Source organism: Ruegeria sp. K7, from assembly GCF_056531785.1.
Genome location: NZ_JBQFMJ010000001.1, coordinates 534054 through 549868, shown reverse-complemented (window position 1 = coordinate 549868; position 15815 = coordinate 534054). Strand labels below are relative to the sequence as shown.

The following is a 15815-nucleotide window of genomic DNA, read 5'->3' as shown; positions in this document are numbered from 1 at the left end:
CTGAAATGACGTTGCGGGCTGATAGCCCGTCCAAAGGGGCGCTGTCGAGAGGGGTTGGCCCAAAAGAAAAGCGGACCTTGAATAAGGTCCGCTTTTGCCCTTGCGGGCTGCTGGACGGGCCTAGGTGGGCTAGGCCTGCCCGGATCAGGGCATTTACGCGAAAGGGACTTCGCTGTGCAACCGGCAAATTGCCTCCCGCTTAGTGTCAGTCATGCCTGTGCGGTAGCTGAAACAGTATGCCCGCAGCCAAGTGGGCCGACCTGAGGAAACACGTTGCAGCTCAGCACTTTGTGAGCAATGTGGCAGAAGAAAAAGGGGGGAACCGGCTGCCTGCGCCGCGGATGATGTTACTCGGCATCACGTGATTGTGCGTTGAGTGGTCTTAGGTCACAGGCCCTGAGCTTTGGCGCCTTTCAGGAGGTGCCGATACAACAGATCAAGGGCGTGGTCCCGCGCGGCGATGCGCACCTTGTCCCGGCCCAGGGCACCAAACTCGACGGTTTCGGTTATGGTGTCCTGGCCTTCGGCCGCCAGACCGAAGCACACACGACCTTCCGGCTTGAATTCAGACCCACCCGGACCGGCAATTCCGGTGACAGAAACAGTCAGCTGAGCGCCCGAGTGCTTCAGCGCGCCCTCGGCCATTTCCCGGGCGACCTGCTCTGATACTGCTCCGTGGGCTTCCAGCGTGTCAGCCTGCACGCCCAGCATCTGCTGTTTGGCGGTATTGGTGTAGGTGACAAAGCCGCGTTCCACAACGGCAGAGCTGCCGGGAATATCTGTCAGCGCGGCGGCAACAAGGCCGCCAGTGCAGCTTTCGGCTGTGGCGATCATCACCCCCTGTGCCTTGGCCCGGTTCAGGATGTCGGTGACGCTCACAGGCCCAGTACCCCATGCGAAAAGCCGGCCAGCAGCGCGACGCAGATGGCTGAAAACACACCGGCGATCACGTCATCCAGCATCACGCCCATTGGGTCGCCACGCTGGTCGGCCCAGCCGACAGGGCCGGGCTTGGTGATGTCGAACAGGCGAAACAGCACGAAACCCGCAACCCAACCGGGCCAGAGCGCGGTGATTTCCAGCCCGTGCGCCCAGGCCGGGTAGGAAATTGCCCAGAGGGCGATGAACTGCCCTGCAACCTCGTCAATCACGATTTCCGACGGATCGTGGTCATCCTGACCTGCCGTCATGACCTTTGTGGCCCAGATTCCTGCAACAAAGACGATCAGAGTAGCCAGGGCCAGCAAGGGGAAGCCACCCAGCGTGTGCAATACCCAGACCATCGGCAGCGCGCCCAGTGACCCCCAGGTGCCGGGGGCGGGGCGCAGATAGCCTACGCCGCCAACGGTTCCAATCAGACGCGCCGCGTTCATGACTTCACCAGACAGGCCGTGGCCAGTGACGCGATGCCCTCACTACGGCCAGTAAAGCCCAGACGTTCGGACGTGGTCGCCTTGACCGAGACCTGATCGGCCCGCAATCCCATGATTTTCGACATTTCTTCGCGCATCGCGAGCGCGTGAGGACCTATCTTGGGATATTCGCAAACAAGTGTGCAGTCGACATTCGAGATGCGGTAGCCCATCTGTTCGGCCAGTTCGACCGCGTGCCGCAGAAATATCGCGCTGGCGGCCCCTTTCCATTGCGGATCCGATGGTGGGAAATGCTGACCGATATCTCCCTGCGCCAGCGCGCCATAGATTGCGTCGGTTACGGCGTGCATCCCGACATCGGCATCTGAATGTCCCTGAAGCCCGCGATCATGCGGCACTTTTACACCGCACAGGATCACATGATCTCCATCGCCAAATCGGTGAACGTCGTACCCGTTGCCCAGCCTTACTTCCATGTTCGTTCCCATGATACGTTCCGCCCTGGCAAAATCCTCGGGTCGGGTGATTTTGATGTTGTCTGCGTCGCCGGGCACGATAGCCACGCCTATCCCTGCCGCGCGGGCGACTTCAACGTCGTCCATGGCACCGCCGGGGTGTGCGGCATGGGCTGCAACGATGGCGTCATAGTGAAATCCCTGAGGGGTCTGGGCCGCATACAATCCTGTGCGATCTTGTGTGCCCGTGACAGCGGAACCGTCTCCCGTCCAGAGCGCGTCGGTCACCGCCACCCCCGGTGCCGCGGCGCTGTTGTCGTTCAGTGCCGCCAGTACGTCGAGGATGGTGGCGCGGCTGACACAAGGCCGGGCGACATCGTGGATCAGGACGTGTGTTACAGTCTTGTCCGCCAGTGCCTGCAAGCCATTACGGACAGACCCGGCGCGGTCTGCTCCTCCCGTCGCCACAATCAGATCGGTACCGCCAAATTCGGCTCGAGTGGCTTGGTCGTCGGGGGAAAGGACCAGGACGATGTGATCAACCAGTCCCCGGAACCTGTCGATTGTCCAGTCGGCCACGCGACGTCCGGCCAAGTTGCGCCATTGTTTTGGCGTTCCGCCACCCGCGCGCATTCCGCGTCCGGCGGCGACAATAATGGCGGCGGTGGTCATGAGGTCTGCTCTCCTGCGTTGGGTCATTGTTTAGGATGCGGTGAATGCAGAGGCAATCGCCCGCGTCAATCTGCCTAAAAATTAGGCATGTGATGATTTTGCAGGCTTGTGGCATGCGGATTTCTTGGTCATATGCGCAGAATTCGATATTAAATGCGCAACTGCCCAAGGAATAAGCACTTTGACCCTGCATCTTGCTGACAAGCCTTTGTACCCGCCGGTTTTGCTGGCGCCGATGGCCGGAATCACCGATCGCCCGTATCGCGATCTGGTGATGCGCTTTGGCGCGGGCATGGTTGTCAGCGAAATGGTCGCCAGCCAGGAAATGGTGCAGGCAAAACCGGGCGTGCGCGAACGGGCCGAGCTTTCGGCGGATGTCGAAAATACCGCCGTTCAGCTTGCCGGGCGTGAAGCACGCTGGATGGCGGAAGCCGCGCGGCAGGTCGCTCATCGCGGCGCGCGGGTGATCGACATCAACATGGGCTGTCCAGCCAAGAAGGTGACCAACGGGTATTCGGGTTCGGCCCTGCTGAAAACGCCCGACCATGCCCTGACACTGATCGAGGCGGTGGTGGAGGCGGTGGATGTCCCAGTGACGCTGAAGACCCGGCTGGGTTGGGACGACAGCTTGCTGAACGCGCCGGATGTGGCGCGCAGGGCGCAGGATGCCGGTATTCGGATGGTCACGATCCACGGTCGAACACGGTGTCAGTTCTACAAGGGACACGCAAACTGGCAGGCCATCCGTGCGGTGAAAGAGGCAGTGACCATTCCGGTCATCGCAAACGGTGATATCGTTGACACGCAAACCGCACGGACCGCCTTGGTTCACTCGGGCGCCGACGGCGTGATGGTCGGACGAGGGGCGCAAGGAAAGCCCTGGTTACTGGCGCAGTTATGTCACGACCTGTTCGGTGCCGACGCGCCGGACGTTCCGACAGGGCATGATCTGAGCGCGATGGTGCAGGAGCACTATCAGGCCATGCTGGATTTCTATGGACCCGACCTTGGTCTGCGCGTCGCGCGCAAGCATCTTGGGTGGTACATGGATGAAGCAGGAACGCCCGTCGGCTTGCGCCGCGCGATACTGACATCGCGTGATACATCCGAAGTTCTGCGTTTGATCGCGGATGCAATCCCGCATCAGGGGGAAGCGGCGGCATGACCTCGGACCAGAGCATTTGGGCCTCATTGCCGGTTCCCGCATTCATCATCGACGGTGACGACCGGATCGCCGACGTCAATTCGGCGGGTGAGGGGTTCCTGAACGCCTCGCGCCGTTCGGTTGTCGGGCATCCGGTGTGGGATCAGATAGCCGTCGACGCCCCCCTGGAGGAGGCGTTTCTGAGAGCACGGCAGAATGGTTCGCCGTTGTTCGTCAATGATGTGGATGTTGGATCGGGCAGCCGTGCGCCGCTGCAATGTGCGCTGCAGATCGCGCCGTTGATGGGCCATCCGGGATCAATGATCATGATCCTTTCTCCGCGCGAACTGGCCGGACGGATGACTCGCGGGAACACGGTGAAATCCGCCGCGCAATCGGCTATCGGAATGGCCGAAATGCTGGCGCATGAGATCAAAAACCCGCTGGCTGGCATCACTGGAGCTGCCCAGTTGCTTAGCATGAATATCTCTCAGCAAGATATTGAGTTAACAGACTTAATTGTCGAAGAAAGCCGCCGGATCGTAAAGCTGTTGGAGCAGGTGGAGCAGTTCGGAAACCTGTCGCAGCCGGACTTCCAACCGGTCAACCTGCATGACGTGCTGGACCGTGCGCGGCGTTCGGCGCTGCTGGGGTTCGGCGCACATATGAAGATTGTCGAGGATTATGATCCGTCGCTGCCGCTGGCCTTTGGCGATCAGGACCAGATCCTGCAGGTCATTCTGAACCTTCTGAAAAACGCATCCGAGGCAGCCGGGCCGGAAGGCGGGACCATTCGCCTGCGCACCTATTTCGAACATTCATTTCGTCTGCGGCGCAACGATGGGTCCGGCCATTCCCTGCCACTGCAGATCGAAATCATCGATGACGGCCCCGGCTTGCCCGAAGACATCCTGAGCGACATTTTCGATCCCTTTGTCTCTGGCAGGGAAAACGGCACGGGTCTTGGTCTGGCGCTGGTCAGCAAGATCGTCTCCGACCACGACGGCTGGGTTTCGGCCGAGTCGGTTCCGGGCCGGACGGTTTTTCGCCTGTCACTCAGGCGGGCGCCACGGGACGCGCAATGAAATTGAAACCGGCGGCAAATGGCATAGCAAGGAGAACAGCAGATGGATGGCACAGTTCTGGTCGCAGATGACGACCGCACGATCCGGACGGTTCTGACGCAGGCACTGACCCGTGCGGGATGCAAGGTGCACGCAACTTCTTCTTTGACGACGCTGATGCGCTGGGTCGGAGAGGGCAAAGGCGATGTGGTCATCTCGGACGTGGTCATGCCGGACGGCAATGGGCTTGAGATGCTGCCGAAGATCGCGCAGGACAGGCCGGGATTGCCGGTTATCGTGATCTCGGCCCAGAACACGATCATGACGGCAATTCAGGCGGCTGAGGCCGACGCTTATGACTATCTGCCGAAGCCTTTTGATCTGCCGGATCTGATGAAAAGAACGGCCCGGGCGCTGGATCAGAAGCAACGCCCGCAGTCTGGTGCCCCGGAATTGGTTCGGGATCGCCCGGAGGAATTGCCTCTGGTCGGGCGTACGCCGGTTATGCAGGCGCTGTACCGGCTGGTGGCGCGGGTCATGAACACCGATCTGCCGGTTATGATTTCCGGTGAAAGTGGAACCGGCAAGTCATTGATTGCGAAGGCAATACATGACTTCTCGGATCGTCGGACATTGCCCTTTGTGTCCGTCACCGCGTCTGAGTTGCGGGATCTGGAAGGACCCGCCCGCGTCATGGCGCGGGTTCGGGGCGGCACCCTGCTGATCGACGAAATCGCAGATATCGAAGACGACATTCAGGCCCGGATCGTGCGGATGATGGACAGCCCGGGCGATCATCTGCCGCGCTTCATGGCAACCAGCCAGTCGGACCTGACCGAAGCAATGGAAAGCGGCCGCGTGCGCCAGGATCTGTATTATCGTCTGTGTGGCGCGACGATCCACGTTCCGGCCCTGCGCGAAAGAATGGACGACATTACTTTGCTGGCCGATCATTTTCTGGCACGGGAAGAGCGTGAGACCGGCACGAAACGCTGGCTCAGCGCCGAAGCGGTTGAACTGGTGCGCCGTTATTCGTGGCCCGGGAATGTGCGGCAACTGGAAAACGCGGTGCGCCGCCTTGGGCTGACCAGTCAGGCGGATGAGATATCCAAAACCGAAGTCGAGATGGTTCTGGGCAGCCAGCCTGAGGCCGAACCGGTTCTGGGGGGCGGAGAGCGTGAGAAACTGTCGGCCTCGGTCGCGCGGCATCTGCGGCGGTATTTCGATCTGCACGGCAACATGTTGCCGCCTCCGGGACTGTATCAGCGTATCCTGCGCGAAGTTGAGGCGCCGCTGATCGAAATCGCGTTGGACGCAACCGGCGGAAATCAGGCAAAATGTTCGGATTTACTGGGGATTAACCGAAATACGCTGCGAAAAAAGATCATCGACCTCGATATTGAGGTGACACGCCGTCGCAAACTGATGTAATATCGCCACACAAACCGTGGCATTCGGGTTTCTACCTGGCAAGGACCACGACATATGGCGGTAAGCCGCACAAGCGGCACATCAGGATGAGGGCAGACGGTGGCAACCCGGGCACAGAGCGGGCCAATACCATCGATTAATCGATGGCGAAAATCCCGAAAACTGCGCAATTTCGGCACCTTGGGGCTGGTTCTTCTGGGGCCAGCACTGGCGCTTGCCACCTATCTTGTCATTGGTCCGTTCGATCTGGGTTCGGCCGCGCCGACATTGCGCCTGATCCTGTTGGCCGACCTTGTCTATGTGCTGGTCGTGGCCGCACTTGTACTGAGTCAGGTCGGCAGTCTGATCGCGGCCCGACGCGCCAAGTCAGCAGGTTCCCGTTTGCATTTGCGCCTGATCGGCGCGTTCACGCTGCTGGCGCTGGTGCCGACTGTGACCGTGGCAATTTTTGCCGGACTGACCGTGAATATCGGTCTGGAGGGTTGGTTTTCGGATCGTGTGCGCGAAGTTGTCGGGTCGTCGCTCAGTGCGGCCGAAGCCTATGAACAGGAACACCGTCAGGGCCTGACACAGGACGCGACCGTTCTGGCCCGGTTTTTGGATAATGCTCGGTCTCTGGATTATTATATTTCTGACGCTGAGTTGCGCGAGGTTCTGGCCCAGGGCCAGTCGCAGATTCAGCGTGGCCTGCGTGAAGCTTATGTCATTGACGGTAGCGGCGATATCCGGGCCCGGGGCGACAGGTCTTACCTGTTCAACTACGAAGAACCCACGGCTGAGCAACTGGCGAACGCGACCCACCGGGGCCTGCTGATCATCGCGGACTGGCAAAACAGCGAATTCAGGGCGCTGGTCCCTCTGCGGGCGTATCTGGACCGTTACCTTTATGTCAGCCGTGACGTGGACGGGCAATTGCTGACCCTTTTGGATGACACCAAGGAAACAGCGCAGTTCTATCAGCAGCTTGAAAGCGAACGGGGCAGGGTGCTGTTTGAATTCGGCCTGTTGTATCTGGGTTTCGCGGTGATCCTGATCCTGGCGGCGATGTCGTTGGGCATGTGGTTTGCTGAACGCTTGTCTCGCCCGGTGGGCCGCCTGACCACAGCAGCGCAGCGTGTTGGCGCGGGTGACCTGAGCGTTCAGGTTATTGAAGAGGCCAGCGATGACGAGATCGCGATGCTGGGTCGGTATTTCAACCAGATGACCCGCCAGTTGAAAGGCCAGCGGGACACGCTGTTGGAAAACACTCGCCATATCGAACACCGTCGGCGCCTATTCGATTCAGTGCTCAGTTCTGTAACCTCAGGGGTCGTCGGAGTTGATCCTGACGGGTGCGTTACATTTGTGAACCGATCCGCCCAGCGTCTGCTGGACTGGTCGCGGGGCGAAGAACTTTTGGCGATCGGTATCGCGGTACCCGAGTTCCTGCCTTTGTTCGAGAACCTTAAGGAAAGCGGGCAAGAGGCTGTTCAGGAAGAGATAAAAGTCACCCGCAAGGGCCAGTTGGAGAACCTTCTGGTCCGCATGGCTACTCGGCGCGGTGAGGATGGCGGGTTGGAAGGTTATGTGGTTGCCTTTGACGACGTGACCGACCTGGTCAGCGCGCAGCGGATGGCAGCCTGGGGCGACGTGGCGCGCCGGATCGCGCATGAGATCAAAAACCCTCTGACCCCGATTCAGTTGAGCGCCGAGAGGATCAAGCGAAAGTTCTCGCGCAAGCTGGACGAGGAGGACAGCAGCAGCCTGGAATCGATGACGGATGTCATTGTCCGGCAGACGAACGACCTGCGGCGCATTGTTGACGAATTCTCGAAGTTCGCTCGCATGCCTGAACCGGAACGGCGCGAGGAAAACATCGTTGATCTGGTGCGCGAGGCTGTTCTGCTCCAGCAGGCCGGGCAGCCGGATGTGCAGATCGATGCAGATCTGCCCAACCGCGCGATTCCGGCGGATGTGGATGCGACGATGTTGAATCAGGCCCTGACCAACCTTATCAAGAACGCCGGCGAAGCCATTGGAACCTTGAAGGAAAAAGGTGCACCTGAAAACCTCAAGCCGCAGATCAAGGTTAGGGTATCGACAGATGATGCCGGGACACAGATCACCATCGCGGACAACGGGGTCGGACTGCCGGAAGACCGGGCGCGTCTGTTTGAACCCTATGTGACCACCCGCGACGAGGGCACCGGCCTTGGCCTGCCCATCGTGAAGAAGATCATCGAAGAACATGGCGGAGCGCTGACTTTGGAAGACGCGCCCGTATTTGACGGACAGGACCATTTTGGCGCAATGGCCGTGATCCGGTTACCTGGGGGCAGTGATTCCCCGTCAGTCGCGCCACAGAAGCAGGCTATTAAAACCAACAAACTGAAAGCAGGCCAAAGATGAGCGACATTCTGATCGTAGATGACGAACGCGATATTCGCGAGCTGGTGTCCGACATTCTGGAGGACGAAGGCTATTCAACCCGACTTGCTGGCAATTCGGACGATTGCATGGCGTCGATCAACGCTGAACCTCCGGGTCTTTTGATCCTCGACATTTGGCTCAAGGACAGCCGAATGGACGGGATCGACATCCTGAAAGCGGTAAAGCGCGACAACCCGGACGTGCCCGTTGTGATTATTTCCGGTCACGGGAATATCGAGATTGCCGTAGCAGCCATCAAACAGGGCGCTTACGACTTTATCGAAAAGCCATTCAACATTGACCAGTTGATGGTGGTGATCCGGCGCGCGATGGAAACCTCGCGTTTGCGTCGCGAAAACGCGTCGCTCAAGCGCAAGGAAGTCAGCTGCTCGGACATGATCGGCAAATCGGCATCGTTCCGTGCGATGCAGGGCCAGTTGGACAAGGTGACGAAGTCCAATGGCCGCGTGATGCTGAGCGGCCCTGCCGGGTCGGGCAAGGAAATCGCGGCACGCTATATCCACGCACATTCCAATCGTGCCAATGCGCCTTTCGTGACCGTGAATTGCGCCGGGGTCGAGCCCGAGCGGATGGAAGAGGTGCTGTTTGGCCGCGAGACATCGGAACGCGGTGTTGAATCAGGCCTGCTTGAGGAAGCCCATGGCGGCGTGATCTTCTTTGATGAGGTCGCCGATATGCCATTGGGCACGCAGTCCAAGATTCTGCGGGTTCTGGTGGATCAGCAGTTTCAGCGGGTTGGCGGAACCGACAAGGTCCGGGTTGATCTACGCGTCATATCTTCGACCAATCGGGACTTGGAGGAAGAGATCACCGCTGAACGGTTCCGGGAAGAGTTGTATCACCGCCTGAATGTTGTTCCGATTGCGGTGCCGTCTCTAGAAGACCGGCGTGAGGACATTCCGGTATTGGCGCAGCACTTTATCGAAATGTGCAACGAAGCGCAGGGCTTGCCCGTTCGCGAATTGTCGGACGAGGCAATTGCACTGCTGCAGACCATGACATGGCCGGGCAATGTGCGTCAGCTCAAAAACCTGATCGAACGTGTGCTGATCCTGGGGGATGGAACCGGCCCGATCGAGGCGCGGGAACTGCCCAACGACGAGGAAAAGGCCGAAGATTCTGGTCGCGTGGTTCTGTCCGGCGCGCTGGCAACATTGCCGCTGCGCGAGGCGCGCGAGGCGTTCGAGCGGGAGTATCTGCTGACACAGATTAACCGTTTCGGCGGCAATATCAGTCGCACCGCCAGTTTCGTCGGGATGGAGCGCAGTGCGCTGCACCGCAAGCTGAAGTCGCTTGGCGTGGTCACATCGAACAAATCCGGCGCGCGTGTCGCGCAACTGGATGAACCGGAACCGGCGGAATAACCCGCCGGTTCAGCCGGTGTGGCCCGGCGTTATGATCTGAAACGACCCGTCGTCGAACTTCACGAAACAGGACTCGGTGCTTAGCGGCGGCAGGGTTGTCGTACGGGTCAGCGATACCCGGGATTTCACCGCTTGTTTGCAAGGTGGCAGGCTGACCGGGCGAAAACCCTTTTTGGCCATGCATTGCGCCTCGACCGTGTTGCGCAGGTCCTGATTCACATCAACTGTATAGACGCGTCCGGGTTCCCACCATCCGGGTGAACGGTAGCAGTGGCCGCGACCATCGCAATAGGTGCGCCCCGGCCAATAGACGGGTGGGCTTTGGCGGACCTGGTTGGCAACAGGCACTTCATTCAGGGCCTTTACCTGGCATTGCGTGGTCTCCTGCTGCAATCGCGCCACGCTGGCACCTTCGCGGTAATAGAGTGACAGAGGCCCGCAAGAAGACAGCAAGAACAAAGGAATAAAGGCGCGTAGCATTGTTTTCATGCGCATATCTTGCCTCACTCCCTGTTCCATGACAATTCAATTGACCGCTTTGGGGGCATCTGTCATTCAAAGATTTCAGGCAGAAGGGCCAGGAACATGAAGGTCATCATTTGCGGTGCGGGTCAGGTCGGCTGGCAAATTGCACGGCACCTTTCGGGCGAACTGAACGACGTGACAGTGGTGGACAACAATCCTGATCTGGTGCGACGCGCGACCGAAACGCTGGACGTGCAGGGTATCGCAGGCTTCGCCAGCTATCCGGATGTGTTGGAACGGGCCGGGGCCCGCGATGCAGACATGATCATCGCCGCGACCCACTCGGATGAGGTGAACATGGTCACCTGCCAGATGGCGCATTCGGTGTTTTCGATACCGCGAAAAATCGCTCGTCTTCGGTCCAAATCCTATCTGACAGCGATTCATGCGGACCTGTTTCGCCGGGACCATCTTCCCATCGACGTGGTGATCAGCCCGGAACGCGAGGTCGCCGCCGCCGCCATGCGCCGCCTGTCGGCCCCGGCGGCTTTTGACACCGAGATTTTCATGGATGGCAAGGCGCAATTGCTGGGCATCCGAGTGGATGAAGATTGTCCGATCATCAACACGCCGCTCAGACAGCTGACCGACCTGTTTTCCACGCTCAGCTCGATCGTAGTCGGTGTACGCCGGGACGGCACGCTGTTTGCACCGGAATCCGAGGATCAGCTGTTTATAGGTGACGAATGCTATGTCTTCACCAGCGTCAATGACGTCGAGCGCACGATGGAGGTGTTCGGCAAAGCACAAAAGAAACAAGACCGAGTCGTCATTGTGGGTGGCGGCAATGTCGGCCTTGAAGTGGCTCGCACACTGGAAGAACGCGAAAGCCGCGTGCGCGCCAAGATCATCGAACGCGACCGCCGATGCGCCGAACTGGCCGCAGAAGCGCTGGAGCGGACGATTGTTCTGAACGGCGACGGGCTGGATGCGGCATTGCTGCGTGAGGCAGGCATTGAACGGGCCGACGCGATGCTGGCCGTCACGGATGACGACCGTGCCAACCTGTTGGCCGCGGTACGCTCCAAGGCCGAGGGATGCGCGCTGGCGATTGCGCTGATCAACGACCCCAGCATGGTGGCGCTGATGGGGCCTTTGGGGATCGACGCTTATATTAACCCGCGCGCGACCACCGTCAGCTCGATCCTGCGCCATATCCGTCACGGCCGGGTGCGGCAGGTCTATTCCATCGGCGATGCCGAGGCGGAAGTGATCGAGGCCGAAGTACTGTCAACTTCTCCCATGGCCGGGCAGAGACTGCGCGACATCGATTTCCCCGAAGGCGTTCTGGTCGGCGCGGTGCGCAAGGGCGACGAGTTGCTGCGCCCAACCGGCAGCCTGCGGATTGATGAAAAGGATGTGGTGGCCATCTTTGCCATGGCCAAGGACGTACCCGAGGTCGAGCGCTTGATGCAGGTTTCGATCGATTTCTTCTGATGGCACACGCGCGGACACAACGGATCGGGCTTTTGCGGCGTTTGCCGCTGTTTCTGTTGATTTGGGGAATAACCGCGTTCTCGATGTGGGTGCCCGCAGTCTACGCGCTGGTATTGGATGACCACGACACGTCGCGATCGTTCTTCTACTCGGGCCTGCTTGGACTGTTTCTTGTGGCGAGCATCGCGCTGGCCTCGTCCAACAGGATACCTCGGCGCGGCACATTGGGGCAGTTGGCCGTTCTGCTGGGCTGTTTTACCGTTCTGCCCGTGTTTTTGGCGATCCCGTTTCACGATGCGCTTGGCAACACCACCTTCCTGAACGCGTATTTTGATATGGTCAGCGCGATGACCACAACCGGCGCCGACCTGTTTCCGAACCCCGACCGCCTGACTGCGCCGCTGCATCTGTGGCGGGCGTTTGTGGGCTGGATGGGTGGTTTGCTGATGTGGATTTCCGCAGCGGCGATTCTGGCGCCGTTGTCCTTGGGCGGGTTTGAGATTACCGCGCAGGGTCAGCCGGGACGACCGGTTTCCGGTGTTGCGCAAAGCGAAAAGGTTGATCCAAGGGGACGCCTGCTGCGTGTTGCGCGAACCCTGACACCCGTCTATGCAGGGCTGACTGCGGTGGTCTGGATATTGCTGCTGATTGCCGGTGAGGTTGGCCTGACCGCCGTAAGCCACGCGATGTCGGTCATGGCGACCTCGGGCATTTCCCCGGTGGGCGGGATGGAAGGGGCTCAGGCAGGTTTGACCGGTGAGGCGATCCTGTTCCTGTTCCTGTTCTTCGCGTTGTCACGGCTGACGTTTTCGGCAGATACGGCGACCTCCGGCTATTCCCGGCTGGATAAGGACCCCGAATTTCGCATCGGATTGTTGATCGTGGTTGCCGTAGCAGCCCTGCTGTTCTTTCGCGTGCTGGCTGGTGTGAACGAAATCGACGGCCAGATGTCGGTGCTTCAGGGCCTTAAGGTGATATGGGGCATGACATTTACAGCCTTGTCTTTTCTGACAACGGCAGGATTCGAAAGCAGCAACTGGGACGATGCGCAACAGCTTTCGGGGCTGGGAACACCGGGTCTGATCCTGATGGGGCTGGCCCTGATCGGGGGAGGGGTCGCCACCACGGCCGGCGGGGTCAAGCTGTTGCGTGTGTTTGCGCTATACCTCAATGGCGCGCGCGAGATCGACCGGCTGATCTATCCGTCATCGGTCAGCGGCGTTGGCGGCGGGAACCGGCGCATTCAGACCAATGGCGCCTTCATCGCCTGGATCTTCTTGATGATGTTCGCGCTTACGGCGGCGGTGTTCAATCTGTTGCTCGCCGCCATGGGGGCCGGGTTCGAACAGGCAATGGTTCTGACTGTTGCCGCGCTGAGTACGACCGGCCCCTTGATTGAACTGGCAACTGACGTTCCGATCCGGCTGATCGATATGACTGCAGGTGCAAAACTGACGATGTGCGCAGCAATGGTAATCGGCCGGCTTGAAACACTGGCGATCATTGCCTTGATCACCCCGGCCCTCTGGCGGGACTGACGTGGGGTCAGCAAAAGGAATTAGTGCCTGATTTTTAATCTGGAATATCTGTGAACTCCGCTCCATACTCACCCGGAGGGAGCGCGTTGGTCCGCAGCGCGTAGCAAGAACAATGGCGAGATTATAAAAATATGGCTTCGGACAGACAGAATCTTCAGGACGCGTTCCTGAATAATGTACGGAAAGCAAAGGTTCCGGTCACGATTTTCCTGATCAACGGTGTGAAATTGCAGGGTGTGATCACCTGGTTCGACAATTTCTGCGTATTGTTGCGCCGCGACGGACAGTCGCAGCTTGTCTACAAGCACGCGATTTCGACGATCATGCCGTCGCAGCCGATCAGCTTGTATGAGGGCGAAGACGCCTCTTGATGGAACATGAGAGGGCGCGCACCCGGGCCTGGGTGCTGCATCCTGAAATCAAATCAGATGAACAGCGCCGTGTCCCGGGACCGGCGCTGGAAGAAGCGGTGGCACTAGCCGCTGCTTTGCCCGATCTGGATGTGGTCGGGTCGGAAATCGTTCGCCTGCAACGGGCCCAGCCGGGGCTTTTGTTCGGAAGCGGCAAAATCGAAGAGCTAGGCGAGCGACTGCACGAGCACGATATCGAACTGGTTCTGATCGATGGCCCGGTGACGCCGGTTCAGCAACGCAATCTTGAGAAAGCGTGGAAGGTCAAAATCCTTGACCGGACCGGACTGATCCTGGAGATCTTCAGCGATCGGGCACGCACCCGCGAAGGTGTGTTGCAAGTCGAGATGGCCGCGCTCAGCTATCAGCGGACGCGTCTTGTTCGGGCCTGGACCCACCTGGAACGCCAGCGGGGCGGCCTGGGTTTTGTCGGTGGACCCGGTGAAACCCAGATCGAGGCTGACCGGCGTGCGATTGACGAACAGCTTGTGCGCCTGCGCCGCCAGTTGCAGAAGGTGGTCAAGACCCGCACGCTGCACCGCGCTGCGCGTGCCAAGGTTCCGTATCCGATTGTTGCACTGGTTGGGTATACCAACGCCGGAAAATCCACCTTGTTCAACCGCCTAACCGGTGCTGAAGTGATGGCCAAGAACATGTTGTTCGCTACGCTGGACCCGACCATGCGGCGGGTCGAACTGCCGGACGGCCCCGAGGTGATCCTGTCGGATACCGTTGGTTTTATCTCGAACCTGCCCACCGAACTGGTCGCCGCATTTCGCGCCACGCTGGAGGAGGTGCTGGGTGCCGATCTGGTTGTGCATGTCCGCGATATCAGCCACGAGGACTCCGACGCACAGGCACAGGATGTCGAGGCCATTCTGACATCGCTGGGGGTCGATGATGAACGGCCCCGGCTGGAGGTCTGGAACAAGATCGACCTGATGACTGACGACGAACGTGTGGCCGCTTTGGCGCGTGCGGAACGTGATGCTTCGATCTTTGCCATCTCGGCAGTGACCGGCGAAGGCGTCGAGGCGCTGCTGGCCGAGATTGCAACCAAATTGCGGGGCGTGCGGCACAAGGAAACTTTGACGCTGGGGTTTGCCGATGGCGGCAAGCGCGCGTGGCTGTTTCGGCAGGATGTGGTCCGGTCCGAGCAACAGACCGAGAACGGGTTCGAGATCACGGTGCTTTGGACCGCGAAACAAGCGGCGCAATTTGCTGCTCTTTGAACCGGGGTTTGATTTTGAAGAGGGAAGACAGCAAGAAGGTCTATTTGAGCGGGCACATCGCTGTGCCTGCCGACCGGCTTGAACAGGTCCGTGCCGCGCTTTCAGAACATATCGCGCTGACGCGCGCCGAACCCGGTTGTGTCACCTTCGAGGTCGTTGAGGATCCGGGCATCCCCGGTCAGTTCAACGTCAATGAGGTCTTTGAAAACCGGGCTGCGTTCGGCGCACATCAGGAACGCATGAAAGCCTCGCGCTGGTTCATGGTTACAGAAGGCATTCCACGCAAATATTCGATTACCTCGGAATAACCCGGTCTGGACTTGTGCCTATCGCCCGTCGATTTGACGCTGATACTCATCGGCGTCGAACCAATCCAGTGAAGACTGGACTTCATGATCGGCCGTCAGTTCCCATTCTTCCCAGCCGCGGGTGACGACATGGTTTCCGGTTTGCGCATGGTGCCCTTCCAGTGTCCAGACAAAAATCGCGTGATTTCCGGCCCAACGCAGCATATCGCACCTGACTTCCAGATCGGGAAATTCTGCGAAAAGGCCACGCGCCATTTCAGCAATCGCCGCGCGACCTACGATCGGGTCTCCCCGGTTGATTGAAATCTGGCCGTCTGATGCAAAAAAACTGGCTACGACATCTGCGTCGCCCGAACTCCATGCAATCGCATAGTCGCGCGCGAGATTGTTCAGCCTGTCCTGAATACTGGCCATCTGTGCCCCCGGTCCCAA

The 15815-nt window shown here is 59.5% G+C and carries 15 protein-coding genes; 10 read left to right on the top strand and 5 right to left on the bottom strand.

Features of this window, described 5'->3' with window-relative positions:
- Window positions 1-387: 387 nt before the first annotated feature.
- Genes ACR0FE_RS02690 through ACR0FE_RS02680 form a run of 3 tightly spaced genes read right to left on the bottom strand, consistent with a single transcriptional unit; the run spans window position 388 to window position 2500 of the window.
- Window positions 388-879 (bottom strand): CinA family protein, encoded by a 492-nt coding sequence (locus tag ACR0FE_RS02690; protein ID WP_480910835.1) that lies wholly within the window; start codon window positions 877-879, stop codon window positions 388-390.
- Complete coding sequence (locus ACR0FE_RS02685) at window positions 876-1373, bottom strand: phosphatidylglycerophosphatase A family protein (RefSeq protein ID WP_480910833.1); 498 nt, start codon at window positions 1371-1373, stop codon at window positions 876-878. Before ACR0FE_RS02685 ends, ACR0FE_RS02690 begins: the two co-directional genes overlap by 4 nt.
- Window positions 1370-2500, bottom strand: a complete 1131-nt coding sequence (locus ACR0FE_RS02680) for a bifunctional 2-C-methyl-D-erythritol 4-phosphate cytidylyltransferase/2-C-methyl-D-erythritol 2,4-cyclodiphosphate synthase (RefSeq protein WP_480910831.1) — start codon at window positions 2498-2500, stop codon at window positions 1370-1372. Before ACR0FE_RS02680 ends, ACR0FE_RS02685 begins: the two co-directional genes overlap by 4 nt.
- A gap of 181 nt (window positions 2501-2681) precedes the next feature.
- Between ACR0FE_RS02680 and dusB the strand changes: the two genes are divergently transcribed.
- The 5 genes from dusB (at window position 2682) to ntrX (ending at window position 9933) form a co-directional block, all read left to right on the top strand.
- Complete coding sequence (gene dusB / locus ACR0FE_RS02675) at window positions 2682-3665, top strand: tRNA dihydrouridine synthase DusB (protein WP_480910829.1); 984 nt, start codon at window positions 2682-2684, stop codon at window positions 3663-3665.
- Window positions 3662-4729, top strand: coding sequence for a two-component system sensor histidine kinase NtrB (locus ACR0FE_RS02670; protein WP_480910827.1), 1068 nt, complete (start codon window positions 3662-3664; stop codon window positions 4727-4729). Before dusB ends, ACR0FE_RS02670 begins: the two co-directional genes overlap by 4 nt.
- Window positions 4730-4771: 42 nt before the next feature.
- On the top strand, window positions 4772-6139 hold the full coding sequence (locus tag ACR0FE_RS02665) for a response regulator (RefSeq protein ID WP_170610742.1): 1368 nt from the start codon (window positions 4772-4774) through the stop codon (window positions 6137-6139).
- 99 nt (window positions 6140-6238) lie between these two features.
- A complete protein-coding gene (locus ACR0FE_RS02660) occupies window positions 6239-8527 on the top strand; it encodes a sensor histidine kinase NtrY-like (protein ID WP_480910825.1) in 2289 nt (762 codons plus the stop codon).
- Window positions 8524-9933 carry a nitrogen assimilation response regulator NtrX gene (gene ntrX / locus ACR0FE_RS02655; RefSeq protein ID WP_170610749.1) on the top strand — a complete coding sequence of 470 codons (1410 nt, stop codon included), beginning with the start codon at window positions 8524-8526 and terminating at the stop codon, window positions 9931-9933. Before ACR0FE_RS02660 ends, ntrX begins: the two co-directional genes overlap by 4 nt.
- Window positions 9934-9942: 9 nt before the next feature.
- Here the strand turns inward: ntrX and ACR0FE_RS02650 are convergent, their stop codons facing one another.
- On the bottom strand, window positions 9943-10422 hold the full coding sequence (locus ACR0FE_RS02650) for a hypothetical protein (RefSeq protein ID WP_170619163.1): 480 nt from the start codon (window positions 10420-10422) through the stop codon (window positions 9943-9945).
- 96 nt (window positions 10423-10518) lie between these two features.
- Here ACR0FE_RS02650 and trkA point away from each other — a divergent pair, with 96 nt between their 5' ends.
- The 5 genes from trkA (at window position 10519) to ACR0FE_RS02625 (ending at window position 15383) form a co-directional block, all read left to right on the top strand.
- Window positions 10519-11895, top strand: a complete 1377-nt coding sequence (trkA, locus tag ACR0FE_RS02645; RefSeq protein ID WP_480910823.1) for a Trk system potassium transporter TrkA — start codon at window positions 10519-10521, stop codon at window positions 11893-11895.
- A complete protein-coding gene (locus ACR0FE_RS02640) occupies window positions 11895-13433 on the top strand; it encodes a TrkH family potassium uptake protein (RefSeq protein WP_170610757.1) in 1539 nt (512 codons plus the stop codon). Before trkA ends, ACR0FE_RS02640 begins: the two co-directional genes overlap by 1 nt.
- Window positions 13434-13564: 131 nt before the next feature.
- A complete protein-coding gene (gene hfq, locus ACR0FE_RS02635; protein ID WP_010440340.1) occupies window positions 13565-13804 on the top strand; it encodes an RNA chaperone Hfq in 240 nt (79 codons plus the stop codon).
- Complete coding sequence (gene hflX / locus ACR0FE_RS02630; RefSeq protein ID WP_480910820.1) at window positions 13804-15075, top strand: GTPase HflX; 1272 nt, start codon at window positions 13804-13806, stop codon at window positions 15073-15075. The genes hfq and hflX overlap by 1 nt, the downstream gene beginning before the upstream one ends.
- Before the next feature lie 44 nt (window positions 15076-15119).
- Entirely contained in the window at window positions 15120-15383 is a 264-nt protein-coding gene (locus tag ACR0FE_RS02625; protein WP_480910818.1) for a putative quinol monooxygenase, read from the top strand.
- Window positions 15384-15401: 18 nt separating this feature from the next.
- On the opposite strand, the gene ACR0FE_RS02620 is transcribed toward ACR0FE_RS02625, so the two are convergent.
- A complete protein-coding gene (locus ACR0FE_RS02620) occupies window positions 15402-15797 on the bottom strand; it encodes an SgcJ/EcaC family oxidoreductase (RefSeq protein ID WP_480910816.1) in 396 nt (131 codons plus the stop codon).
- Between the last annotated feature and the right edge of the window lie 18 nt (window positions 15798-15815).

Bases quoted from the DNA above. Each gene is read 5' to 3' on its own strand.
- hfq (WP_010440340.1), top strand. From the start codon at position 13,565: ATGGCTTCGGACAGACAGAATCTTCAGGACGCGTTCCTGAATAATGTA.
- ACR0FE_RS02650 (WP_170619163.1), bottom strand. From the start codon at position 10,422: ATGAAAACAATGCTACGCGCCTTTATTCCTTTGTTCTTGCTGTCTTCT.
- ntrX (WP_170610749.1), top strand. From the start codon at position 8,524: ATGAGCGACATTCTGATCGTAGATGACGAACGCGATATTCGCGAGCTG.
- ACR0FE_RS02685 (WP_480910833.1), bottom strand. From the start codon at position 1,373: ATGAACGCGGCGCGTCTGATTGGAACCGTTGGCGGCGTAGGCTATCTG.
- ACR0FE_RS02620 (WP_480910816.1), bottom strand. From the start codon at position 15,797: ATGGCCAGTATTCAGGACAGGCTGAACAATCTCGCGCGCGACTATGCG.
- ACR0FE_RS02665 (WP_170610742.1), top strand. From the start codon at position 4,772: ATGGATGGCACAGTTCTGGTCGCAGATGACGACCGCACGATCCGGACG.
- ACR0FE_RS02640 (WP_170610757.1), top strand. From the start codon at position 11,895: ATGGCACACGCGCGGACACAACGGATCGGGCTTTTGCGGCGTTTGCCG.
- trkA (WP_480910823.1), top strand. From the start codon at position 10,519: ATGAAGGTCATCATTTGCGGTGCGGGTCAGGTCGGCTGGCAAATTGCA.
- ACR0FE_RS02670 (WP_480910827.1), top strand. From the start codon at position 3,662: ATGACCTCGGACCAGAGCATTTGGGCCTCATTGCCGGTTCCCGCATTC.
- ACR0FE_RS02680 (WP_480910831.1), bottom strand. From the start codon at position 2,500: ATGACCACCGCCGCCATTATTGTCGCCGCCGGACGCGGAATGCGCGCG.
- hflX (WP_480910820.1), top strand. From the start codon at position 13,804: ATGGAACATGAGAGGGCGCGCACCCGGGCCTGGGTGCTGCATCCTGAA.